This window comes from Syntrophaceae bacterium (genome assembly GCA_013177825.1).
Lineage (GTDB): Bacteria > Desulfobacterota > Syntrophia > Syntrophales > PHBD01 > PHBD01.
On sequence record JABLXX010000005.1, the window covers coordinates 91,133 to 114,853 of the forward strand.

Sequence of the window (23,721 nt, forward strand, 5' to 3'; positions counted from 1 at the left end):
CATCGTCTAAGAAAACCTTCCATTCCCGGGCAAACGGAACGAAGGGCCGTTCGCCTCGCCGCGCTGTGCGCTATTTGCGGAACGCCCCGGAACCCCGGGAGGCAAACTCCTCATCCAGCCGATTGTAGGCCTCGACCGTGCCGATGTCGTGCCATGACCCCTCATCAATGATCACCGAGCCGACGGATCCCGGCTGCCGACGGATCATCTCCACGAAAACGGGGACCACCGACTCGATCCGCCCCGGCTCCAGGCGATCGAGGAAGGCCCGCTCCACCGCGTAGATCCCGGTAAACAGGCACTGCCGCGTCCCGGGATTTCCCAGGATCCCCCGCATGTCGCAGATCCGCCCCTCCCCGTCGACGCTGACGTTCCGGAGGCCGCCGGAACTGCGGAGTGCCAGCATCGCCTCCGGCCGGCTCCGGAAATGGGCCGTGAGGAGCCTCTCCAGGGGAAGGTCGCTCACGACGTCCCCGTTGTACACCAGGATCGTTTCGTCGTCGCTGTCCAGGAGAACCTCGATGTTCTTCAGCCCCCCGGCGGTGTCCAGGAGCACCGGTTCGTGGCGGAACAGAACGGGAAGGCCCCGCCAGGTCCCGTCCGGGAAGGCGCGGGCGTATGCCTCCGCCCGGTGGTGGGTGTTGACGATGAACCGCTCGACGCCGGCCGCCCGGAGGTGCTCCATGGCGTACGTGATGATCGGCCTTCCGCCCAGGGGAAGAAGGGGTTTCGGGCATTCCTCCGTCAGGGGCCGGAGGCGCATCCCCAGCCCGGCGCCCAGGATGAATGCGGTTCTAACGGATGGCTGTTCAGTCATAAAGCCTCGTCAGGGACGTCCCCGGGAAATAGCGGGCCAGGATCTCCTCCGCCCGGTCGCCCCGCCAAGCCAAGGCGGCGGCCCCGATCTGGCAGAATCCGACCCCGTGGCCCCAGCCCGCTCCATGGATGATGAAACGCTCGGGCGGACCGGACGGCGGGCCTTCCGTTTCCACGATAAACGCGCTACTGTAGAGGTGGCTCCGGGAGAGCCAGCGGCGGATCTCCAGCTCCTTGCCCACGACGACGGTCCGCCGGGAACCCTCGACGCGCAGGCGGACGATCCGCCCCGACGGCCCCCGCTCGAGAGGCACGAGATCCAGGAGGTCCCCGAAACCCAGTCCCGATTTTTCCTCCAGGATCGCCTGCAGTTCCTCCCGTCCGTACTCCACCTTCCAGCGGAAAAAGTCCGGCGTCTCGCGGTCGAAGTCGGGAAGGACGGTCTTCAGGATGTCCGGATCGCGGACCCGGCAGCAGGCCTCCGGCTCCGAGCGGATCCAGCGCTCCGCCTCCTCCTCGTTCGAGACGACCGGGAAAGAAGCCGGTCCGTCCGCCACCGAAACGAGGTAGGGGACATGGACATCCTCCCAGGCGCTCTGGAAACGCTCCGTCCGGCCGCCGCAGCACTTGGAATAGCGGGCGTCGCAGACCTCGCCCTGCCAGGTGAGGACCCGGCCCCGGGTCGCCGCAACGGCCTCCCGGGCCTTCTCCGTCACGGCCCCGACGCCCTGGTAACGCTGGCAGTGGTCGTCGGCGCAGACGTCGAAGTGCTCGTGGTCCTCCCGGCCATACCAGCGCCGGATCTCGGCGATCCCGGCATCGTCACAGCCGGCGGCCGCGTCCGCTTTCCGCTCCGGAGATTCCCGGAGCCGCCCCGCCTTCCGCTCCAGCATGGCCAGGATCCAGCTCCGGGAGAGGACCGCGTGGGCCTTGAGAAACTCCGGGGGTGCTGCGGGGCTCATCTCCGATGAGACGACGCTCTCCAGGTAGGCCTCCAGGGGGATCTCGTTGACGGCGGAGAGCAGGCCTTCCCTGCACTCCAGGACGAGGTCGCCCTGGAACGCCTGCTCCCGCCTGCGCTCCCAGTGGAACGCAACACCGATGGTCACGTCCCGGAGGACGAAAGGGGCATCGCCGGAAACCCGGCACCGGATGCAGCGGGCGACGACCGGGGCGCCGTCTTGTCCGCCGCTTAAAACCACATGCTCCCCGTCCGCAACCGCCCGGAACGGACCGGCCGGAAAATCCCGTCCATTCACGGAAACCGTTTCCCGGAAGGCTCCGGTTACGGTTTCTGCGCGGCCGATGATGCCGACAGTTATGGCGGGTTCCATCCGGATCATGCTCCCTCCCCGTTCCGGCCGCAGGCGGAATGCGGCGTCAGGCAGACTAGGGTCTTTTTGCGGGTCCGTCAAGGCTGGAAATGTAATGGACGCATCGTCCCCGATCAACTATAAGAAACGCGGCCCTCGGCGGGGAGGCGGCCCCGGGGCGAAAGGAGACGGCGGGAAAAAATCGGAATTCAAATCCGGTTGCTTTCCGTTTTCGACAGCGTTTTTCCACCTCTGCGGCTGTTCAAAAAGGGTTGAATGCAAGGCGCCCGAAGTTCCGGGCTGCGAGGCGTACTTTGTCGTACGTCGAGCGGCACGGGACAAGGGCAACGCGGCAGACGCCCTTTTTCAACAGCCGCACACAGGGAATACCCTATGGAGAACCAACCCCTTATCGGCCTCAACATGTCCGTCCTGGAGCAGGAAGGGGCGGACGTCCTCCGGGTCCACCTGGACTATCCGGATGCCGTCGCGGCCGCCGGCGGTTGGCCCCTCTGCCTCCCGGCGCTGGATGATCCGGACTTCCTGCGGGAAGTCCTGCCGATGCTCGACGGCGTGCTCTTCGTCGGTGGCGCGGACTACGATCCCGGACATTACGGGGGACACCCCCAGCCGGCGGAAGAGCTCGTTGCACCCCGGCGCGACCGCTTCGACCTGGAGCTGGCCCGGCGGGTCCTGGAAAACACGGACCTTCCTGTCCTGGGGATCTGCGGCGGCTGCCAGCTCCTCTGGATCGCCTGCGGGGGCGGCCTTGTCCAGGACATCCGGACCGAATGGGCGGTCCCCGGCGGCGGCCCGCCACTTCCCCACGCAGGAAAAGACCGTACCGGGATCGATCCGGGCCCGTATCGCCATGACGTTCTCCTCACTCCGGACAGCCTCGCCGCCGCCGGTGTCGGGAATCCTCCCGGCAACAGGGTCGAGACCAACTCGTTCCACCACCAGGCGGCCGACCCGGCCCACCCGGCCCGTCACCTTATCGTATCGGGGAAGTCGGAAGACGGTATCGCGGAGGCCGTGGAGCCCGGCCCCGACACGGACTGGACGCGGTCGGGACGGTTCGTCCTCGGCGTCCAGTGGCACCCGGAGCGGATGCGGGACGAGGAGCCCCAGCGGCGGCTCTTCGAGGCCCTCGTCGCAGCGGCCCGGATCCGGAAAACGCGGATGCAGAACGGGCGATAGCCTGTCCGGGACCGTCCACGCAGGCAGGCAGCGGAAATCCTCACGCCAGGAGAAACGACGCGTCCCATGATGAACCGCCTCCGCATCGCCCAGATCTATCTCTCCCCCCGGATGCTCCTGATGCTCGTCCTGGGGTTCGCATCGGGGATGCCCCTGGCCCTTTCCGGAGGGACGCTGACGGCCTGGATGGTGGCGGAGGGCATCGACATCCGGACCATCGGCGTCTTTTCCCTGACAGGCCTTCCCTACGCCTTCAAGTTCCTCTGGTCCCCCCTGATGGACCGGTACGTCCCGCCCTTCCTGGGCCGCCGGCGGGGCTGGATGCTGGTCACCCAGATCCTCCTGGTCGTTACCCTGGCCGCCCTGGGCTTTTTCAACCCCTCGTCGAACCTGCCCCTGGTCGCCCTCCTGGCGGTGGCCATTGCTTTCTTCAGCGCCAGCCAGGACATCGTCCTGGACGCCTACCGGACGGAGTATCTTTCTCCACAGGAGCGGGGCGCCGGCGCCGGCGTCTGGATCATGGGGTACCGGCTCGCCATCCTGGTCAGCGGCGCGGCGGCCCTCATCCTGTCGGACCACCTCCCCTGGAGGACCGTCTATGTCCTCATGGGCGGCCTCATGACGATCGGCTGCATCGCCACGCTGATCGCCCCGGAGCCCCACCCGGAAGACAGGGAGGGACGGGCCGTGGCGCCGCCCGCAAGCCTGCGGGAAGCGGTGGTCCAACCCCTGCTGGAGTTCTTCCGGAGACCCGGATCGCTGGAGATCCTGCTCTTCGTCGTTCTCTACAAGATCGGCGACGTGGCGGCGGCCCAGATGACGACGCCCTTCATCCTGCAGCACGTGGGGTTCTCCCGGACGGAGCTGGGGGCCGTCTTCAAGGGACTCGGGATGGTGGCCACCATCGCCGGGACCCTCGCCGGAGGTGCCCTGATGATCCGCTGGAGCCTGAAGCGATCCCTCTTTGTCTTCGGCATCCTGCAGGGGATCTCGACCCTCTCCTTCATCCTGCTGGAGTTCACGGGCCGGCAGATCTGGGCACTGGGAGTCGTGATCGGGATCGAGAACGTCACCAGCGGCATGGGCACGGCGGCCTACACAGCCCTCCTGATGGGCCTGTGCAACACCCGGTTCACCGCCACCCAGTACGCCCTCCTGAGCAGCCTGATGGCCGTGAGCCGCTATGTAACCGGCGCCCCGACAGGATACCTGGCCGCGGCCGTCGGCTGGCCCGCCTTCTTCATCGTCTGCACCCTTCTGGCCGCTCCGGGGCTGCTCCTGCTCCTGCGCTACAAACGCTGGGGCGTCAACTCCGAGCCGGACGCAGGTCCTCCTCCCGGTGATTGATCGCCGGATTTCTCCCGCTGATTTCTTTTGGGACGGCAAAAACGGAAATAGGGAAAGTGTCCCTGGTTTTTTTTTAGCCTTTGGACAGGTCTTCCCGGGCGATGAGGGCGGCCCCGAGGGCGCCGGTGAGCTGGCAGGAGTGTGCGATCCGGATCTCCGTTTTGAGCTCCTTCTCCAGGGCCCGGACGACCCCGCGATTCTTCGCCACGCCGCCGGTGAGGACCACGGGCGGACGGACGCCGAGACGGGAAACGAGCCCGGCGACACGCTTCGCCACGGACTGGTGGATTCCCGCCAGGACATCCGGCACGGCCTCCCCGCGGGACAAGTGGGAGATCACCTCCGACTCGGCGAAGACCGTGCAGATGCTGCTGATGGAGACCGTGCGGGCGCTGGTCTTCGAGACCTCCGCTAGCCTTTCGACCTCCAGCCCCAGGACTCGGGCCATCACCTCCAGGAAGCGCCCCGTCCCGGCGGCACACTTGTCGTTCATGACGAAATTCCGGACAAAGCCCCGGTCCGGATCCACCTCGATGGCCTTCACGTCCTGGCCGCCGATGTCGATGATCGTCCGGGCCTCCGGCATCCGGTGGAGCACCCCTCGGGCGTGGCAGGTGATCTCGCTGACCTGCCGGTCCGCCCCTTGCCAGGTGACCCGCCCGTAGCCGGTGGCGATCGTCCGCCCTACGTCCTCCGGCGCGATTTCCGCCTGTGCGAAGGCCTCCCGGAGCGCCCGCTCGGGTCCCGTCGTGCCGGTTCCCACCGGGATAACAGCCTGACCTGCCACTTCCCCGTTGTCCCCGAGAATGACCGCCTTCGACGAGGCGGAGCCGATGTCGATGCCCAGCGTATACATGCGTCAGATCATCTCCGCGAAGGACTGGAGGCGCGTCCGGGCCTGCTCCAGGGACATCCGCGGCTCCACTTCCAGGTGAAGGACGGGGATGCCCGCTGCCTCGAATTCTTTCCGGTAGAGGGGATAGTCCATCTCCTCGGGATCGCAGAACTGCATCATCAGGACGACGAGGCCCCGGGCCCCGGAATTCCGCACGAGGTCCAGGAGGATCCGGTTTCTCTCCTTTCCCGGATCGAAGGCCAGGGAGCAGCCCTCGACGAGGGACCAGCGGCGGGCAAGGCGCTCCAGGGGATCGCCCCCGTCGGGCACGTCGGTCCGGAAGGCCCTGGATTCCTGGGCCAGGTCGTCGGCCGCGATGTCCAGGCCGACCTCTGCGAACAGCCCGAGGAGGCCCTCCGGCTCGGCCATGATCCCCGTCAGAACGACCCGCTTCCCAGATACGGCCTCCTCCGGCAGCGACTGCAGGAGGCCCGTCAGCTCGCCGACAAGGGCGGCATGGTCCGCCCGGTCCATGAAATAACCGCTCTTCGCGACGGCGTGGCGGATCCGGGGGGATACGAGGGACGAATGCCGGGGCGCTTCCTCGAAAAAGGCCCGCATGACCCGGCGATGATCGTTGAAGATCACGATGGCCTGGTCGAGGTCCTGCGCCGTAACCGCCCGCCCGGCGATCTCCGCCAGCCGGTCCCGGACCTTTTCATACTCCGCCCGGAGATACGCCACTCCCTCGGGACTCCGGCGGTTCTGCGGGTGGACCACCGGCACGAAGGGGATGCCCGACCGGGCGGCCCGGAAATTCTGGCCGAAGAAGGTCAGGCTCTCGCAGAGGGCCGGAACGATCATGGCGGCGAGGTCGTCGTAGACGCCCCGGAGGGCCAGTTCCAGGGCCGATTTCACCAGGGGACAGGCGAAGGGTGGGAAATAGTGGCCCGCCATGGACGCATCCGCCGTCCCGCCCCAGACGCCCACGGGAAGCATCCCCGCGGCATGAACGATCTCCTCGGGGGCGTAATAGGGCAGGACGCCGACCAAGGGCTTCCCCTTCTCCCGCTTCAATCTCTGTGCGGCTTCGCCGGGACGGGCGGCGGTTTCCTCCAGTTCGGACAGGATCGCCCGGATTCGCTTCTCCCCGGTCATCGCCCTGCCTCCTTCCGGGACTCCATCATCTCGACAAGGGCCTGGACCCTCGTGTCGAACTGGGCGGCAACGAAGATCCGCGGGTCCGCCTGGTCCCCGTCGAAGGTGATGTAGGGCACGCCGGTTTCGGCGAAGACCCGCCGCTGCGCCTCGTAGGTCGTGAAGTCCATGACCTTGCAGCTCCGGTTCATGTGATAGACCGCGCCGTCGCAGCGGCCCTGCCGGATGATCTCGACCCGCTTCTCCACCGCCTTCTCCAGGCTCATGTTGTTCGCGATGGAGGCGTAGGCCCGGGCCATGCCGTCCAGGTCGCCCGTCTCGTACTGGACGGCCCAGCCGTCGGGGTAGTTGGAGCCGGTGATGTTGATGCCCCAGGAGCGGAAGGCCTTCGCCGTGTGGGCGAGCTGCGGCCAGCAGGCGATGCCGTCGAACATGATCCGGAACTTCTCCGCGGCATCCCGGAACGGCCCTTCGCCACGGGCAATTTTCCCCTCCATCTCCCGGATCCACAGGCGGAGGACCTCCGTCGTCTCGGCGCGCCCTCGCATGAAGACCATCAGGGTCAGATAGTTGTAGAAGTCGAAGCCGTTCGCCGGCGACGGAACGTGGCCCACAAGTTCGAAGGCCCGCTTCCACAGCCGGGCGTTCTCCCGGGAGATCTCCATCACCTCCCGGAACCGTTCCTGGTCGAACGGGCGGCCCGTCAGGTCCTCCAGCTGCCCGACGAGGCGGTCGAACTGGGCCCGGATGTACCGCACCCGCGCATCATCCACGGCGCCCTCCGGGTTGTAGGGCATGTCGATCATGAACAGGGGAACCCCCAGCTCCTTCGCGAGGTTTTCGTACCACTTGACGATCATGGTGCAGTAGTTGTTGCAGCAGACGACGAAGTCAGGAACCGGCGCCGGCGGCACGTCATCGTCTCCCTCTGCCCCTTCCAGGAGGTAACCGAAGTTGACCCGCATGTACCCGCAGACGTCGGCGTGATAGCCGTACCCCTCGGCCCGCTCCAGGAACCCGAGGGCCCGCTTCCGGGCCGAGATGACGGCCGAGTGGTTCTCCGGGTAGACGAGGGGCAGGTCCATGGTCTCGAAGAACTCCTGGGGCACGATGGCCGTGGACCAGCCGACGGGCCTTCCGGCGGCCTTGGCCGCCGCCGCGTCGGCATAAACCTTCCGTGCGTAGTGATCCAGGAGCTGTTTGGAAGTAACGTTCTCGCTCATTCTTTACCCTTTTCGTTCGGGACGGCCCGGTCTCCGCACCGGGCGGACCGTTTCCATCCTGTTCCTTCGCACCCTTCACCGCCGCTCCGGCAGTGCCACGTACAGTCGGGCCCCGTCGTGGAGGGCACCTTCCAGGCCGAGGACGAATCCGTTTTCGTCCCGGACCGCCACGTCACCATCGAGCGCAGGCTTGTACAGGTCGCCTCCGGCGGCGATCAGGGCGTGCTTTACCGCCAGACCCCGGTAGATCGTCATGGGCCGGTCGTTCACGAAGACCCGGATTCGCTCCTTTTCCATGAATTTGCCTCCCCGCTGCCCGCATCAGGCAGCGAACCTCGATCAGGGTGCGGCGGAAGCCCTTCAGATTCCCCTCACCTCGATGCGCCCCTCGATGCGGGGCCGGACGGGGGAATGTTTTTTCAGGTAGGCCGCCGCGACGTCCCGGAGGTCGTCTCCGTACACGACGTTCTTCCCCTCCCGGAACACGGTGAACTCGTCTCCCCCCGCCGCCAGGAAGTCGTTCGTGACGACCCGGTACGTCTTTTCCGCCGCGAGGGGCCGGCCGTCGATCTCGACGCCCACAATCCGCTGTCCGGCAGGCCTTGTCAGATCGGCCGTCACCCGGAGTCCGGAGATCTGGAGGCTTCCGCGGCTCCCGCGGGCGCTCTCTTCCAGGATCTGAAGCACCTGTCGCCCCGTCAGGTCCATGGAGACCAGGAGGTTGTCGAAGGGCAGGAGGGTGTAAAGAATCTCCAGCGTGACGGCCCCCCGGGAGATGTCCGTCCGGATGCCGCCGCTGTTCATCAGGGCGATGTCGGCCCCTGCGGCCTCCCTCATGGCGTCGGCGATCAGGTCGCCCAGGTTCGACTCGCCCCGGTAATTCCGCGTCAGGTCGACCTCCGTCGAGCCGACGACGGCGGCGAAGCGGTCCCGGATCCGGTCGTCGTAGGACGCCACGATCGCGGCAATCGCCGGATCGAAGGAATCCTTCGGCCCGGAATAGACGGCCTTCAGCTCGTTTTTCTCCGTGAAACCCGTGATCCGGCCCTCCTCCGGATCCACCTGCAGTTCGAGAACACCCAGGTACTGGCCGTAGCAGCCCGCCTGGACGATCACCGTCTTCCCCACGACGACGGGGTCCATCACGGCCGTGTGGCTGTGGCCGCCGACGATGACGTCGATACCTTCCACCTCCCCGGCGGTTTTCCGGTCCGCGTCGAGCCCGCAGTGGGAAAGGACGACGACGAGGCGCGCCCCTTCCGCCCGGACCTGCCGGATCAGCCCAGGCAGGACGTCCTTCGGCTCCCGGAACGTCAGCCCCGCCACGTTCCCGGGCTTCGTCGTCCAGGCCGTCTCGGGGGTCGTGATCCCAATGACGGCGATCCGGATCCCCTTCCGTTCCGCGATGATCCATGGCTTCACGCCCGGCAGCCCCTTTCCCTGCCCGTCGACAATGTTCGCCGCGAGCCAGGGCGTGCGGGCCGCCGTCCGGAGTTTCCTCAGGGTGTCCATCCCCCAGTCGAACTCGTGGTTGCCCACGGCCATGGCGTCGAAGGCCAGCGCGTTCATGATCTCCGTCACGGGCGCCCCCCGGAAGACGTTGGAGATCGCCGTCCCCTGGAACATGTCGCCCCCCGAAAGGAGCAGCGTTCCCTGCGGGTTTTTCGCCCGCTCGTCCTCGATCATCTGCGCCAGCCAGGCGGCCCCGCCGACGGGCCGCTCGGGGTCCACCGTCTTGACGACGCCGGGCAGGATGTGGCCGTGGGTATCGTTGACGTGAAGGATCGTGAGCGCGACGGTGGGTCGTGCGCCCGCCGTGCCGGCAAGCGTGCAGACGGCCGTCAGGCAGAGGAGAAGGATCAGTAACAGGGCCGTCCCTGGAAAAGAACGGATCCTGCCGGTTCCCAGTGCCGATTTCTTCCAATTCATGAGCTCTCCCTTGGAACCGACGTTTTTCAAGCCCGGCATTGCCGGCCGGTCGAATCGTTCACAGGACGATCCGGACGGCCGGGTGGTTTTTCAGCATCTCGTAAAGGCTTGTCCGGACATTCTCGTCCGCCACGGTCAACTCGACATTCAGGCAGCAGTAACGGCCAGTGGCGCTCGTATTGGAAAGCGCCACCGTATGGGGAAGATTCTGGACCACCTGAGTCACCGCCTCCCGCAGGGCCGCCTCGTCGGGGCCTATGATCTTGTAAACCCATTGGCACGGATACTCAATGACGGGCTTCCGATTCTTTCCACTCATGATGTGTCGCTCCTTTATCCGAGGCGGGCGGGACCGCGGCCTGCAGGCCTTTATTGCATGAACGGGCTTGCACTGAAAAGCACTATGATGCGTAATGCCCATGACCTGGAGGGAAGGCATCAACATTTCTCGGAATATTTCGAATCCAGCATCCATGGAGGGAGCCGGCGGGATCAACGCCGCCTGCAGGCGGCCGGCCGAACCGCTATTTGGCCATGCACGTCCCTCCATCCTGTGGTAGAAAGCGGTGCCGGAAATGCCGGAGGAGCTATGGAATCGACGTTACCCCAAACCCCCGCCTGCCTGGAGATGGAGCGTCTCGGGGACGCCTGGCCGTGGAAATGCCGGCAGGCCCTGGTCGTGCGGGCTGATGGATGGAAGGCGACGGAAGGCATGATGTGTCTCTGCTCCCGGGAGCATCTTCGTTCGCCCTGGCGCTTCGATCCCGGGAACCTGCCGGTCATTCTGGGGAAACACGGCCTTGCCTGGGGGCGGGGGATTCATCCACTGACGGAGGAGGAAGAGCCGCGCAAACGGGAGGGCGACGGGACGGCACCGGCGGGGATTTTCCGGATCCGGCGGGCCTTCGGGCACGCGGCACCGGAGGAAGTCCCGTGGATCCGGCTCCCTTACCGGCGAATCGCACCGGAGACGTTCTGCATCGACGACCCGGTATCGGCCTCCTACAACCGCATCCTGGACGGCGCGGGCATCGAGCCGGACTGGAAGAGCCGCGAGGCGATGCTCCGGGAGGACGGTCTCTATCGCCTGGGGGCTGTCATCGAGCACAACGCCGATCCCGTCCTGCCGGGGGCCGGCTCGTGCATTTTCCTGCATCGGTGGCAGGGACCCGCATCGCCGACGGAGGGATGCACGGCCCTGGCGGAGAAAGACCTGGAGCGGGTCCTGCGCTGGCTCGAACCGGAAGCGCAACCGGTCCTGATTCAACTGCCGGATGTGGAATACGAAAAAAGGCGCGCCCCCTGGAGCCTGCCCTGAATCAGTCGGCAGAAGCGCCGAAGGCAGACGAAAAACGAATTACCCGATCCTTGCTTCCACAGCCATAAAAAAAGGGCGCGGGCCCATGACCCTCCGGCCATTCTCCCGCGCCCTTGTCTTTTTTTACCGACCCGGCTTTCCTACTGGATGCTCCAGGTCGTTCCGGACGGACCGTCCTTCAGCACAACATGCCGGGCCGCCAGTTCCTTCCGGATCTCGTCGGCCCTGTGCCAGTCCTTGTTCTCCCTGGCCTCCCGGCGTCCGGTGATGAGCCGCTCGATTTCTGCCACGTCCAGTCCCCGCTTGGCCGCTTCCCGCTCCCGGTCCTCCAGGAGGTAGCGGTCCGGATCCACCAGGAACAACCCGAAGACCCGGCCGAGCCTGTCGAGGGTCTCCCGGGCCTGGCGCAGGACCGCCATGGAGGCAGGCGTGACGCTGAAGGCCTTGTCCAGGAGGTAGCCGTTCAGGTGGCGGATCACGTCGAAGACGTAGCCCAGCGCCCGGGCCGTGTTGAAGTCGTCGTTCATGGCCTCGGCGAACCGCTCCGGCAGACGGGTCAGGACCTCCGCCAGGTCCTTCTCCTTCCCGGTCAGCGACGACGGGGCGGCCTCCGCCGCGCCCTCGCCCGCCTTCAGGGCGTCCTGAAGCGCCTTCAGCGTGCTGTAGCAGCGGTCCATGCCCTGCCGGGCCTCGGCCAGCGACTCCTCGGAGAAGTCGACGGGGCTCCGGTAATGGCTCTGGAGCATGAAGAAGCGCAGGACCTCCGGGGCATAGCGCCGGAGCATCTCCTCAATGGTGAAGAAGTTCCCGAGGGACTTGGACATCTTCTCGGAATTGATCCGGACGAAGCCGTTGTGGAGCCAGTAGTTGGCGAAGGGCTTTCCGTAGGCGCCCTCGGACTGGGCGATCTCGTTCTCGTGGTGGGGAAAGATCAGATCCTCGCCGCCGCCGTGGATGTCGAAGGTCTCGCCAAGAAAGCGCTGGCTCATGACGGAGCACTCGATATGCCAACCCGGCCGGCCGGGCCCCCAGGGGCTCTCCCACCAGGGCTCTCCTTCCTTGCTGGCCTTCCAGAGGGCGAAGTCGAGGGGGTTCCTTTTCCGCTCGTTCACGTCCACCCTGGCGCCCGCCAGCATGTCCTCCAGGTTGCGCCCCGAGAGCTTCCCGTAACCCCGGAATCCCTCTACGGAATAGTACACGTCCCCGTCCATCGCGTAGGCAAGGCCCTTCTCCTCCAGGGTCCGGATAAGGCGGATCATGCCCTCGATGTTCTCCGTCGCCTTGGGCGTCACCGAGGGCGGCTCGATGCCGAGAGCCCCCATGTCCTCGTTGTGCCGGGCGATGAAGCGCTCCGAGATGTCGCCAATCGTCGCTTTCTCCCGGTTGGCCCGTTCGATGATCTTGTCGTCCACGTCGGTGAAGTTCTTCACGTAGGTTACGTCGAAGCCGGCGTATCGGAAGTAGCGGGTGATGACGTCGAAGACGACGGCGGAGCGGGCATGGCCGATGTGGCAGACGTCGTAGGCGGTGATCCCGCAGACGTACATCCCCACTTTCCCGGGCACGATGGGTTTGAATTCCTCTTTCCGTCTCGTCAGGGTGTTGTAGAGTTTCAGGGACATGAAAACTCCTCCATGAGCAGGCGTCCGGTCAGGAAATTGCCCTGGCGCCTGCGGGATGTTCAAAGCGGAATATCCGCGCGGGTCCGGCCCGGGCAATGAAACACCGGTCGGCGCCGCGGACGGGCCTCAGGGGAACACGGACAGCATCCCCAGCCCCGCGTCCTCCGGGAAACCGCACATCAGGTTCATGTTCTGGACAGCTTGTCCCGAGGCCCCCTTCACGAGATTGTCGATGGCCGAGAGAACGATGACCCGCCCCGTCCGCCCGTCGGCGACGACGCCGATGTCGCAGAAGTTGGTTCCCTTGACCGACGAGATGTTGGGAACGCTGCCTTCCCGGTAGATCCGGACGAAGGGCTCCCGCTCGTAGAAGCGGCGGAAAAGATCCGTCAGGTCCGCCGTGGACAGGCTCCTCGTCAGGCGGGCGTAAAGGGTGCTCAGGATCCCCCTGTTCACAGGCAACAGATGGGGGGTGAAAGAGAGAAAGATATCCCGGCCCGCCAGAACGCCGAGTTCCTGCTCGATCTCCGGTGTGTGCCTGTGCTGGCCCACCTTGTAGGCCTTGAACCCTTCATCAACCTCGCAGAAGAGCGAGCCGATCTGGGCCTCCCGTCCGGCGCCACTCACGCCGGACTTGGAGTCGGCAATGAGTGTTTCCGTATCGATCAATCCCTCTTTCAGGAGCGGCGCAAATCCGAGAATGATGCTGGTGGGGTAGCAGCCCGGATTGGCGACGAACCGGGCCGCCTTGATCTCGCTCCGGTACAGCTCGGGGATGCCGTAGACCGCTTCTTCGATAAGGCCCGGGGCTCCGTGCTTCTCGTACCAGGCCTCGAAGGTCTCCACCTTCCGGAGGCGAAAGTCGGCGCTCAGGTCGACGACCTTCTTCCCGGCATCGAGAAAATGCGAGGCTACTTTCATCGCTCCGCCGTGGGGAAGGGCCAGAAAGACAAAGTCTACCGCCCCGGCCACTTCTTCCGGCGAGGCGTCCAGAAAGACAAGGTTCGTCCGGTCCGTAAAAACGGGATAGAGATCGGAAACGGCCATTCCCTTGTACTGGCGGGACGTGACTGCCGCGACTTGCACATGGGGGTGGTTCAGAAGGATCCGCAGCAGTTCCTGGCCCGTGTATCCGCTTGCTCCATAGATTCCAATTTTCATGTTTCCGCCATCCGGATTTTCCGGTGTCGATGAACACCGGACAATGGGAAAAGAATGCCCGGGAGGGGGCGAAAAAAAAGGGAGGCCCGAAAGCCTCCCTCTCCGTTACCGTTTGGAGAACTGGAATCGCTTCCTGGCCCCCGGCTGACCATACTTCTTCCGTTCCTTGATGCGGGAGTCCCGGGTCAGGAAACCAGCCCGTTTCAGGGTGGAACGCAGCTCGACGTCGTAATCGATGAGCGCTTTCGCGATTCCGTGCTTGACGGCTCCCGCCTGGCCGGCGCTTCCGCCGCCGTTCACGTTGATGTAGAAATCGAAGCGGTCCTTCTTTCCCGTGATCTCCAGCGGCTGCTGGATGAGCATTTTCAGGCTGTCCCGGGTGAAGTAATCGTCAAAGTTCCGCTTGTTGATGATCATCTGGCCGCTGCCTTCCTTCATGTAAACCCTGGCGATGGCCGTTTTCCGCTTGCCTGTTGCGTAAAAGCGCTTTTCCATGTTCTTCTCCAGATCGAGTCTTCCCTGCGATTCCCTACAGCTCGAGTGTCCTGGGGCTCTGGGCCTCATGCCCATGAGTGCCGCCCTTGTAGATCTTGAGCTTTCTCAGCATCTGCCTTCCCAGGGTATTCTTCGGAAGCATGCCCTGAACGGCAATGCGGAGCACGTCCTCCGGCCGGGTCTGCAGCAGTTTACCTGCCGTGATGGACTTCAATCCTCCCGGATAGCCGGAGTGGGAGTAGTACATCTTGTCGGTGAGCTTCCGGCCCGTGAGGACCACTTTCTCCGCATTCACGACGATGATGAAATCCCCCGTATCCACATGAGGCGTATAGATCGGTTTGTGCTTGCCCCGCAGCCTTGAGGCGATCTCGCTGGCCAGCCGGCCCAGCGTCTTTCCTTCGGCGTCCACAACGTACCAGTCCCGCTGTACGTCTTCTTTCCTGGCACTGTATGTTTTCATCGGATGCTCACCAGCCATATAAAATTGAAAGGTGGAACCTACGCAATCCAGGTGGGTTTGTCAAGGAAAAACCTTTCCTGCAACGCTTCCGGGACCACGGAGGAACCGGCCGAAGATGTCTGTCCTTTCGGCGCCGATACGGCCTAGAGACCATACAGGGAGAGCTTGACCGCATAGACCCGGTCCGGCTCCTCCACTCCATTGGCCAGGTAGGACACGTTGTCGGAGAAGCTGACCTTGATTTCCCAGCACTGCCGCCGGTACTGGACGCTGTATGTTCTCTCCACATCCTTGTTGTCCAGACGGTTCCGTCGATGGACATACATCACGTCCAGGGAAGGCGTGATGACGGCTTTCAGGGTCAGGTTCAACTCTTCCAGCGTATCCTTCGTGTACCGATACCCTGCCGTGATCGAATCTCCCCGGACATCGGACAGGGTCAGATCGTAATTGGTCTGCTTCCATCCCCCTGTGCTGACATCCAGTTTGTTTCTGGCCGCAAAGTTCAGATAGGAAATCGGCGTCAGGTCGAGTTCCATATCCATCACGCTGAAGGGCCGGTTTCCCGTTGTCCCCAACTCAACCGTCCGCTTCGCCTCGATGATGTCGAATGTCTGGGCCAGCTTCAGGCGGACCCACTCCTGGTAGGTTGTCTTGCCCGTCTTTCTGTCTTTGCGGCGAGCCGTAAGGGTGTTCGTCAAGGCGTATGTAACCGTGTTCTTCTCGCTGACGGAAGCGGCAAAATCGGGAATGTCCGTCTGCGATACGTTCGGGATGTACGTATAGGTTACTTCCGGCTTGATGGCGTGGCGGACCTTGTCCACGCCAAACAGGTTGATGTCGAATATTTTCTGAACTTCCGACGAGAAGGTGGCTCCCGCCTGAAAGAGCTGGCGCTCCCCCTGGCGGGTGTCCGTGGTGAGGCTGACGTCGTCGTCCCGGCTCCAGAATGTTCCCTCCCAGCTCATGCTGGGCGTGAACTGGATCCGTCGGAAGAGGGTCATCGGCATGGAGATGGTCGGTCTTATGTCCAGCAGGTGCCCTTTCTGCCCGGTGTTCCGATAGAAGTAGTCATAGACACTGCCGAGTTCGTAATACAGCGGCGTCTTCAGGATCTGCTGCTTCGAGGTGGTGAAGGATATTTCCGGGTACCTCTGTAGTGTCGTGGCATTGGTCGACTTCGTAAAATCGTCGGTATAGCGGATGGCGGCGGTCAGGTTGGCATTGGCCCAGTCCTTTACATAGCGGACAGTGGAATCGAGTTGGGGCAGGGATTCGTTGGCCAGGAAGGAAACCCTGCGGAACCGGTCCGACTGATCGCTGGAGTAGGAGCTGAGGAAATAGTTATGGGACGAGAAATCCCGGAAGTACCAGGAATCGGACACCTTGGCGATATCGGCCCGGATGTAGCTCTGGTTCTCGAACCGGGTCTCGTGATTCCACCATAATGCCCATCTGCTCTGACCCGGCTGCCAGTCACGGAGCTTGTAACTTACATCCTCGTAGACACGCTTGCGGTCGTCGAGGAAATCCCCGTAGATCGTACCGAAGGATCCGCCCGCCGTGACGTAGCGCACTTCCAGGCCTTCCTGGGTACCCCGCTGGGTCATGACGCGCGTGTAAAGAGTGGCATCGATGTTTTTCGCTGCGGCCCAGTAGAAGGGAACCTGAACGTCCACGCCCAGCTTATCTCTCGAGTAGGACATGTAAGGCAGAAGGAATCCGCTCTGACGCGTCGTTTTTACCGGAAACATCAGGAAGGGGGTATAGATTACGGGCTGTTTTCGGACCTCGAAACGCCCGTGATAGAGCTTGCCGTACCCGTCGAGGGTAACGTCGAGTTCCCGGCCGGTAAACCGCCAGTCCGGCGTGTCGCCGTCACAGGGCGTGGCCGATGCATTCTCGATCCAGTAAGTGGCTTCGGCCCGCTTCTCGATCCGGTCCCCCCGGACATACATATGATTTTTCGCCAGGAACAGGCGGCCGTCATAAATGACGCCCGTTTTGGCCTGGAGCTTGAGGAACCCCCTGTCTCCCTCCAGGATGTCTCCGTCGCCGAGGACCAGCACGTGCCCTTCCGCCGCGGCCTCGTCGGTGGTCCGGTCGATGCGGACAGTCTCCGCCACGAGGATCGTGCTGTCATACGTTATATAAACGTTGCCCGAAGCCAGATACGTCTCGTGATCTTCCTCGTAGCCGAAGCGGTCCGCCTCGATCTCGACGGGACCGCCTTTCCCGACGGTCGGGGCAACGTTCTCTCCGTCCGGATACAGGACATACCGCTGCCTGGTGTCCTGGACGGGAGAGCCGGGATCCGGCCGGGAGACGAAGAGGGGCAGTGATCCCGCCCTGGTGATTTTGAGCAGAAACGGCTCTCCTGGGGGAATGGAAATGGAGAACCGGCCTTCACGGTCGGTCCGGACCCGGATCCCGGGCCTTTGAACCAACTCCACCAGAGAGTCTGCAAGGGGCTTTCCGAAGGGATCCGTTACCGTTCCGGTAAAGGTGTCATGGACTGCCGTCGTTGAGGATTCCCTTCCCGTGTCCTTCATTTGCGGCTCCGGAGGCTGCCCGTCTTCTATGCTTTGCTTCGCTTCCGCCGCAGGACCGGCCTGCACGGATTCCGGCGGGGGAAACCCCGGAACTGCAGTCGCAGCCGCCGCGGATGCAATGGCCTTGAGGGGACACAGGAGATGAAAAACAAGGAAAAGAAAGAAGAAAAGCGGAATGATGCGTCTGGCTTTGCCTGCACCCATGGGGTCCCGATCCTGGTTGTAAGCGGATATCTTTGTACATTCCTGAATTTACGGAGGACTTTCCCTAGCATATTCTGCATCAGGAGGGAACAGCTTTTTCACGGCGCCGACCAGATAGAGGGACCCGGTCACACAGACCAGCCCCTGTTTCCCCGCGATCTCCCGGGCCTTCCTGAGGCCATCCCGCTGATCCGGGCAGACATCGACGGGAACCGGCAACACGCGGGAAGCGAGTTTCCGAAGCTCGCCCAGGGGGAGCCCCCGTTCCGACTGGGTTTCCGTGAGAATCACATGTGAGGCCACGCCGCGCATTTTCTTCAGCATGGACGCAACGTCCTTGTCCTCCAGCACGCCGAAAAGAAACACAACAGGCCCGGACGCCGACTCCCGTCTCAAGGCCCGACAGAGAACGGACATCGCCGCGGGATTGTGGGCTCCATCCAGGATGACCGGCGGAGTTCCCGGAATCGTCTCCATCCTCCCTTCCCATTGCGTCGATGCCAAACCGGATCGGACAGCCGCCCCATCCACCTGGAATCCTTGTTCGGCCATGACTTCCAGCGCTGCAAGGGCCACGGCGGCATTATCGATCTGATGCCGCCCCCGGAGCGGACAGGACAGGGAGCGCTCCCTCCAGATTCGTCCACAGTAAGAGAAGCTTTCCCCATCGGTCGATCGGACCTTGAATTCCCTACCGAGCCTGAATACCGTCGCCTGCCTCCGCCGGCCCTCCTCCTCCAGCACTTGCAGGGCCGAAAGCTGACGCACGCCCGTGACGCAAATCCCTCCTTCCCGGATGATTCCCGCTTTTTCCCCCGCGATTTCTCTCAGAGTCCTGCCCAGATAGGCCGTATGCTCCAACCCGATCGTTGTGATTACGGATACCACCGGATTTGGAACCAGATTGGTGGCGTCGAGCCTGCCGCCCATGCCCACTTCCAGAACGGCGACATCAACGCCGGCCCGGCGGAATTCGAGAAACGCCACCGCCGTGATGAATTCAAAATAGGTGAGGATTTCATCTCCAAGAGCCCCACGGATTTTGAAGACATGACGGGAGAAATCCTCCTCTTCGATCCAGCGGCCGGCAATCTGGATCCGTTCCCGAAGGTTCATCAGGTGAGGTGACGTATAGAGACCGACACGAAGCCCGGCGGCCGTCAAAACGGATGTTATAACAGCTGCAACGGACCCCTTGCCGTTTGTACCGGCAACAAGCACCGCCGGGCAGACGTCCTGGGGGCGGCCCATGCGCTCCAGAACGCGGCCCAGACGATCCAGGCCGAGCCGGATGCCCATTCCACCGAGATGCGAGAGATACTGGAGAGCTTCCTGATAGGACATGATTTCAGAGGTGTAACTGGAACGATAAGAAAAAAGCCACGAACCCGGCGGATAAAACACGCCCGTCCATGGCCTTTCGGAACCTGATGAAGATCTGACCGGCTACTCGACCTTGAAAACCTCGTCGCCGGGCCGCACCCGATCGGGCACCTTGATGCCGATGTAGTCGCCCGCTACGGCTTTTTCCACCTTCTGGTTGTTCACCTCCATGGAATCGATCGCCATCGTCAAATCCGTTGTGTGGCCGAAAAACTTTATGGATTCCCCGACCTTGAGTTCCCCGTCCGTGATCTTGACGGCGGCGACGCTTGGCTTCGCAAAAAATTTCACAACTTCTCCAATCTTGATATCCGCCATGGTACCTCCTTTCGTCGGTTATCCTTTTCGGGATCAACCCAGCTTTCTTGCCTTGGTTAACTATCCCCAAAGCGGGAAAAAGACAAGCAAAAAGAGAGGCAGGCGTGATCGGCCTGCCTCTCGATATTTCTCAGATAACCGGCCGGGGCTGTCCGGCTGCGTTCCGTCAGGCGGTTTTCTGCTTGGTCTTCTGGGGCTTCTTGGCCTTCTGGGCCTTTTCCTTCTCCCCTCCGACGAGTTCGATGAGCGCCATGGGGGCATTGTCTCCGGTCCGGTAACCGGTCTTGACGATTCTAGTGTATCCACCCTTGCGCTCCTTGAAGCGCGACGAGATCTGCTCGAACAGCTTCTCCACGACATCGCGGTCCCGCACATAGGCCAGAGCCTGCCGCCGGGCATGGAGATCGCCCCGCTTTCCCAAGGTGATCATCTTCTCGGCAACACGCCGAAGTTCCTTGGCCTTGATGTCCGTTGTCTCTATCTTCTCGTACTTCAAGAAGGAGGTAACCATGTTGCGGAACATGGCTTTCCGGTGGCTGGCTGTTCTTCCGAGTTTCGTTGTCAGTTTCCGGTGACGCATGAGTCCGGTCCTTTCCTCGACGGATGTTTAACTGTCACGGCCACCGCCGAGCTCATCCGCATCGGCGGCCCGGTTCCAGGGTGGGAATTCAAGCTTCATCCCGAAATTAAGGCCCATTTCGTCCAGAATCGTCTTGATCTCGTTGAGTGACTTCCGTCCAAAATTCTTTGTTTTGAGCATCTCTGCCTCGGTTTTCTGAACAAGTTCACCGATGAGCTTGATGCCCGCGTTCTTCAGGCAGTTGGCCGAACGCACGGATAGCTCCATGTCATCAACGCTGCGCAGCAGCATTTCATTGACGTCCCTCTCCGGTTCCAGTGCGGGCGCATCCTCTTCCTCCACCTCGTCAAAATTGATGAAGGTGTCCAACTGATCCTTGAGGATCTTGGCGGCATACGCCACGGCATCCTCGGGAAGAACGCTCCCATCGGTCCATACTTCAAGGATCAGCTTGTCGTAGTCCGCTACCTGGCCCACACGGGCATAGGTTACGGTATAATTGATCTTCTTCATCGGCGAGAAGATCGCGTCGATGTTGATCGTCCCTTCCGGCTGATCTACATCCCGCTCCCGCTTTGCCGGGACATACCCCTTCCCCATCTTCACGACCATGGAGGCCTTGAGCGGTGCTTCTCCCGACAGGGTGGCAATATAATGCTCCGGATTCAGCACCTCCACCGTTCCGTCTGTGACGATATCCGCTGCCGTGATGGTTCCACTCTTGGAGCGATCAATGGTAACCGTCCGGGGGCCCTCGCCGTGCATCTTGAACCGGACACCCTTGATATTGAGGATGATATCCGTCACATCCTCTTTCACACCCGGGATCGTGTCAAACTCATGAAGGACACCGTCGAACTTTACGGAAACAACCGCCGCTCCCTGGATGGACGACAGCAACACCCTTCGCAGGGCGTTGCCCAGCGTGATGCCGAATCCTCTCTCCAGGGGCTGGCAGGTGAACTCTCCATAGGAACGGGTATGCGTGCCCTCATCGCACTCGATACGTTTGGGCCGTATCAGACTGCGCCAATTGCTTTGCATAGACGTGATTTCCTTTCCGCCACTTTCAAGCCAAGCCGTCGGCCGTTATTTCGAATACAACTCGACGACCAGCTGCTCCTGCACGGGCATGGTGAGTTCTTCTCGGCTGGGAAGAGCCCTGACGCCTCCCCGGAAGTTCTCTTTATCCAGTTCGAGCCAGGAGGGAACTCCCCGCCTGGCCACCGTCTCCATGGCCTCGATAATTCTTTCCACTTTCCGGCTTCCCTCTCGAATTTCGATCGCGTCGCCGGTCTTTACAAGATATGAAGGAATGTTGACTGGTTTCGAGTTCACCAGGAAATGGTTATGTCTGACCAGCTGGCGGGCTTCCGTTCGGGAACTGGCGAATCCCATCCGGAAAACCATATTGTCCAGTCTACGCTCCAGAAGCACCAGGAGGTTTGTCCCGGTGATTCCTTTCTGCCGGTCTGCCACCTCAAAATAGCCGCGGAACTGCTTCTCCAGGATTCCATACATCCTCTTGAGCTTCTGCTTCTCTCTCAACTGGACGCCGTAATCGGAGAATTTCTTCCGAATCTGTCCGTGCTCACCCGGCGCATAACCGCGCCGCTCATATGCGCACTTTTCACTGTAACAACGGTCTCCCTTGAGGAAAAGCTTCAGCCCTTCTCTCCGGCACCGCCTGCATGCGGATTCCGTATATCTCGCCAACGGTTCCTCCCTCAGGTCATCTGCAAATGTTGTTGAAAATCTGCCCGGACGAAATTTGCCCAGGTCTTACACGCGCCGCCTCTTTGGCGGACGGCATCCGTTATGTGGAATCGGGGTAACGTCTCTGATCAGGCTGATGTTCAGGCCGGCAACCTGGAGCGCCCTCAGGGCCGACTCCCGCCCCGCACCGGGCCCACGCACATACACCTGAACGGTTCTCATCCCGTGTTCCTTGGCCTTTTTGACCGCATCCTCCGCAGCCATTTGCGCCGCGAAGGGAGTGCTCTTCCGGGAGCCCTTGAAACCCTGTACTCCCGCAGAGGACCACGCGATCACGTTCCCGCTGAGGTCCGTAATGGTGATGATCGTGTTGTTGAACGTCGACTGGATATGGGCAACCCCTTCCGCGATGTTCTTTTTTTCCTTTTTCTTGCCCGTCTTTCGCGCTGGCCTAGCCATGATTCCTCCGTGAGCGCTTCGTCTCTACTTCTTCTTGGCTCCGACACCCCGCCTGGGACCCTTCCGGCTCCGTGCGTTGGTTCGGGTACGCTGCCCCCGTACGGGCAGTCCTTTCCTGTGCCTCAGACCGCGGTAGGAACCCAGATCCATCAGCCGCTTGATGGCCATGGATATATCCCGCCGAAGATCCCCCTCCACCTTGTGATCCCGGTCGATGATATTCCGGATGGCGGTAATCTCCGCATCTGCAAGGACATCCGTCTTGGTCTCTGGAGCAATCCCCGCTTCCTTGAGGATCTGCAGGGACTTCGTCCGACCGATGCCGTAGATGTAGGTCAGGGCGATCTCCATCCGCTTGTTTTTCGGCAAATCCACTCCGGCAATGCGCGCCACTGAAAACCTCCTGGTACGAATTATCCCTGACGCTGCTTATGCTTCGGATTCTCACAGATGACCCTGAGCACGCCACGCCTCTTGACGATCTTGCATTTATCACAGATTTTCTTCACGGAAGACCGTACTTTCACGACACTCCCTCCCTGCTTTCAGGTTCCCCGACCTCTGATCGATCCGGGGAGATCCGTTGGCCTCTCATTTTGCCCGATATATGATCCTGCCCCGGGTCAGGTCATACGGAGACAGCTCCACAGTAACCCGGTCCCCAGGCAGAATCTTGATAAAATGCATCCGCATTTTTCCTGAAATGTGAGCCAGGACGCGGTGGCCGTTTTCCAGCTCCACCCGAAACATGGCATTCGGCAGCGGTTCAACGACCCTGCCTTCTACCTCAATGGGTTCTTCCTTTGCCATGGCTTCGTATCGGCTCCCTCAAATCCTCTGCTGAAGATTCTGTTCTCAATGAAGGCGGCTCAGGATTACGGGACCGTTTTTTGTGATGGCGATGGAGTGCTCGAAGTGAGCGGACAGCCTTCCATCGGCCGTCACAACCGTCCATCCGTCTTCCATCACCCGAACCCGCCATCCCCCCTGGTTGACCATGGGTTCAATGGCAAGCACCATTCCCGCCTTCAACTCGATTCCGCGCTTCTCTATTCCGTAGTTCGGAATCTGGGGTTCCTCGTGAAGCGTCTTGCCGATTCCATGACCGACGAAATCCCTTACGACGGAAAACCCCGCATTCTCAACATGTCTCTGGATGGCCGAGGAAATATCACCCAGTCGCTGACCGCCCCTCGCCTGTTCAATCCCTTTGTAGAGGCATTCTTCGGTAACGCGGATCAGCCTTTTTGCTTCTTCGGAAACTTCACCCACAGGAACCGTGATGGCGGCATCCCCATAGTATCCCTGGTACAGGGCTCCAAAGTCCAGCCCGACGATATCCCCGTCCTTGAGAACCCGGTCAGACGGCATCCCGTGGACGACTTCTGCATTCACGGAGGCGCACAGCGAAAAAGGGTAACCCCTGTATCCCTTGAAAGCGGGCTTCGCACCTTTTTTCCTGGCCAGCATTTCCGAGTGCCGGTCCAGATCCCGGGTCGTAATCCCCGGTTCCACCATCTCTTCCAGTTCGCCGAGGATTTCCGCCACAATTTGATTGGCGGTGCGAATCGTTTCTATCTCTGCCGGCGATTTCAAGATAACCATAACAGCCGTCTGGGCTTTCCGGTC

At 62.2% G+C, this 23,721-nt stretch carries 24 protein-coding genes and 1 pseudogene; 3 read left to right on the forward strand and 22 right to left on the reverse strand.

Annotation, left to right across the window (positions count from 1 at the left end):
- Positions 1 to 70: 70 nt before the first annotated feature.
- Positions 71 to 817 (reverse strand): nucleotidyltransferase family protein, encoded by a 747-nt coding sequence (locus HPY65_11380; GenBank protein ID NPU85080.1) that lies wholly within the window; start codon positions 815 to 817, stop codon positions 71 to 73.
- Positions 810 to 2,159 carry a SpoIID/LytB domain-containing protein gene (locus HPY65_11385; protein ID NPU85081.1) on the reverse strand — a complete coding sequence of 450 codons (1,350 nt, stop codon included), beginning with the start codon at positions 2,157 to 2,159 and terminating at the stop codon, positions 810 to 812. Before HPY65_11385 ends, HPY65_11380 begins: the two co-directional genes overlap by 8 nt.
- Before the next feature lie 363 nt (positions 2,160 to 2,522).
- Here HPY65_11385 and HPY65_11390 point away from each other — a divergent pair, with 363 nt between their 5' ends.
- Together HPY65_11390 and HPY65_11395 are read left to right on the forward strand one after the other, a co-directional pair.
- Positions 2,523 to 3,329 (forward strand): gamma-glutamyl-gamma-aminobutyrate hydrolase family protein, encoded by an 807-nt coding sequence (locus HPY65_11390; GenBank protein ID NPU85082.1) that lies wholly within the window; start codon positions 2,523 to 2,525, stop codon positions 3,327 to 3,329.
- Positions 3,330 to 3,440: 111 nt separating this feature from the next.
- Positions 3,441 to 4,676 carry an MFS transporter gene (locus tag HPY65_11395; GenBank protein NPU85083.1) on the forward strand — a complete coding sequence of 412 codons (1,236 nt, stop codon included), beginning with the start codon at positions 3,441 to 3,443 and terminating at the stop codon, positions 4,674 to 4,676.
- 73 nt (positions 4,677 to 4,749) lie between these two features.
- Here the strand turns inward: HPY65_11395 and HPY65_11400 are convergent.
- The 5 genes and pseudogenes from HPY65_11400 to HPY65_11420 form a co-directional block, all read right to left on the reverse strand.
- Positions 4,750 to 6,669 (reverse strand): annotated as a pseudogene (locus HPY65_11400) (hypothetical protein).
- Entirely contained in the window at positions 6,666 to 7,892 is a 1,227-nt protein-coding gene (locus HPY65_11405; protein NPU85084.1) for a 2-hydroxyacyl-CoA dehydratase, read from the reverse strand. Before HPY65_11405 ends, HPY65_11400 begins: the two are co-directional and overlap by 4 nt.
- A gap of 75 nt (positions 7,893 to 7,967) precedes the next feature.
- Positions 7,968 to 8,189, reverse strand: coding sequence for a hypothetical protein (locus HPY65_11410; GenBank protein NPU85085.1), 222 nt, complete (start codon positions 8,187 to 8,189; stop codon positions 7,968 to 7,970).
- Between the two features lie 63 nt (positions 8,190 to 8,252).
- The gene (locus HPY65_11415) at positions 8,253 to 9,821 is read right to left on the reverse strand and encodes a bifunctional metallophosphatase/5'-nucleotidase (protein ID NPU85086.1); all 1,569 of its coding nucleotides are present in this window, start codon (positions 9,819 to 9,821) and stop codon (positions 8,253 to 8,255) included.
- Positions 9,822 to 9,879: 58 nt separating this feature from the next.
- Positions 9,880 to 10,140, reverse strand: coding sequence for a DUF493 domain-containing protein (locus tag HPY65_11420; protein NPU85087.1), 261 nt, complete (start codon positions 10,138 to 10,140; stop codon positions 9,880 to 9,882).
- A gap of 270 nt (positions 10,141 to 10,410) precedes the next feature.
- On the opposite strand from HPY65_11420, the gene HPY65_11425 reads away from it, so the two are divergent.
- A complete protein-coding gene (locus tag HPY65_11425) occupies positions 10,411 to 11,139 on the forward strand; it encodes a L,D-transpeptidase family protein (protein ID NPU85088.1) in 729 nt (242 codons plus the stop codon).
- A gap of 140 nt (positions 11,140 to 11,279) precedes the next feature.
- Here HPY65_11425 and HPY65_11430 read toward each other — a convergent pair whose 3' ends face one another.
- The 15 genes from HPY65_11430 to map form a co-directional block, all read right to left on the reverse strand.
- The gene (locus HPY65_11430) at positions 11,280 to 12,761 is read right to left on the reverse strand and encodes a cysteine--tRNA ligase (protein ID NPU85089.1); all 1,482 of its coding nucleotides are present in this window, start codon (positions 12,759 to 12,761) and stop codon (positions 11,280 to 11,282) included.
- 126 nt (positions 12,762 to 12,887) lie between these two features.
- Positions 12,888 to 13,922 (reverse strand): N-acetyl-gamma-glutamyl-phosphate reductase, encoded by a 1,035-nt coding sequence (locus HPY65_11435; GenBank protein ID NPU85090.1) that lies wholly within the window; start codon positions 13,920 to 13,922, stop codon positions 12,888 to 12,890.
- A gap of 105 nt (positions 13,923 to 14,027) precedes the next feature.
- Positions 14,028 to 14,417 carry a 30S ribosomal protein S9 gene (gene rpsI, locus HPY65_11440; protein NPU85091.1) on the reverse strand — a complete coding sequence of 130 codons (390 nt, stop codon included), beginning with the start codon at positions 14,415 to 14,417 and terminating at the stop codon, positions 14,028 to 14,030.
- 34 nt (positions 14,418 to 14,451) lie between these two features.
- The gene (rplM, locus tag HPY65_11445) at positions 14,452 to 14,880 is read right to left on the reverse strand and encodes a 50S ribosomal protein L13 (GenBank protein NPU85092.1); all 429 of its coding nucleotides are present in this window, start codon (positions 14,878 to 14,880) and stop codon (positions 14,452 to 14,454) included.
- A 143-nt stretch (positions 14,881 to 15,023) separates the two neighbouring features.
- Positions 15,024 to 17,432 carry an LPS assembly protein LptD gene (lptD, locus tag HPY65_11450; protein NPU85093.1) on the reverse strand — a complete coding sequence of 803 codons (2,409 nt, stop codon included), beginning with the start codon at positions 17,430 to 17,432 and terminating at the stop codon, positions 15,024 to 15,026.
- Between the two features lie 252 nt (positions 17,433 to 17,684).
- Positions 17,685 to 18,980 carry a bifunctional folylpolyglutamate synthase/dihydrofolate synthase gene (locus HPY65_11455; GenBank protein NPU85094.1) on the reverse strand — a complete coding sequence of 432 codons (1,296 nt, stop codon included), beginning with the start codon at positions 18,978 to 18,980 and terminating at the stop codon, positions 17,685 to 17,687.
- A gap of 102 nt (positions 18,981 to 19,082) precedes the next feature.
- A complete protein-coding gene (locus HPY65_11460) occupies positions 19,083 to 19,337 on the reverse strand; it encodes a translation elongation factor-like protein (protein NPU85095.1) in 255 nt (84 codons plus the stop codon).
- Between the two features lie 166 nt (positions 19,338 to 19,503).
- Complete coding sequence (gene rplQ, locus HPY65_11465) at positions 19,504 to 19,917, reverse strand: 50S ribosomal protein L17 (protein ID NPU85096.1); 414 nt, start codon at positions 19,915 to 19,917, stop codon at positions 19,504 to 19,506.
- Between the two features lie 27 nt (positions 19,918 to 19,944).
- Positions 19,945 to 20,961: a DNA-directed RNA polymerase subunit alpha gene (locus HPY65_11470; GenBank protein NPU85097.1), complete on the reverse strand. Its 1,017-nt coding sequence runs from the start codon at positions 20,959 to 20,961 to the stop codon at positions 19,945 to 19,947.
- 45 nt (positions 20,962 to 21,006) lie between these two features.
- A complete protein-coding gene (gene rpsD, locus HPY65_11475) occupies positions 21,007 to 21,633 on the reverse strand; it encodes a 30S ribosomal protein S4 (GenBank protein ID NPU85098.1) in 627 nt (208 codons plus the stop codon).
- 66 nt (positions 21,634 to 21,699) lie between these two features.
- Positions 21,700 to 22,092 (reverse strand): 30S ribosomal protein S11, encoded by a 393-nt coding sequence (gene rpsK, locus HPY65_11480; GenBank protein NPU85099.1) that lies wholly within the window; start codon positions 22,090 to 22,092, stop codon positions 21,700 to 21,702.
- A 24-nt stretch (positions 22,093 to 22,116) separates the two neighbouring features.
- Complete coding sequence (gene rpsM, locus HPY65_11485) at positions 22,117 to 22,485, reverse strand: 30S ribosomal protein S13 (GenBank protein NPU85100.1); 369 nt, start codon at positions 22,483 to 22,485, stop codon at positions 22,117 to 22,119.
- Between the two features lie 20 nt (positions 22,486 to 22,505).
- Positions 22,506 to 22,619 (reverse strand): 50S ribosomal protein L36, encoded by a 114-nt coding sequence (gene rpmJ, locus HPY65_11490; GenBank protein NPU85101.1) that lies wholly within the window; start codon positions 22,617 to 22,619, stop codon positions 22,506 to 22,508.
- Positions 22,620 to 22,683: 64 nt separating this feature from the next.
- Positions 22,684 to 22,902, reverse strand: a complete 219-nt coding sequence (gene infA / locus HPY65_11495; GenBank protein ID NPU85102.1) for a translation initiation factor IF-1 — start codon at positions 22,900 to 22,902, stop codon at positions 22,684 to 22,686.
- A 45-nt stretch (positions 22,903 to 22,947) separates the two neighbouring features.
- Complete coding sequence (gene map / locus HPY65_11500) at positions 22,948 to 23,697, reverse strand: type I methionyl aminopeptidase (protein ID NPU85103.1); 750 nt, start codon at positions 23,695 to 23,697, stop codon at positions 22,948 to 22,950.
- Positions 23,698 to 23,721 lie beyond the last annotated feature (24 nt).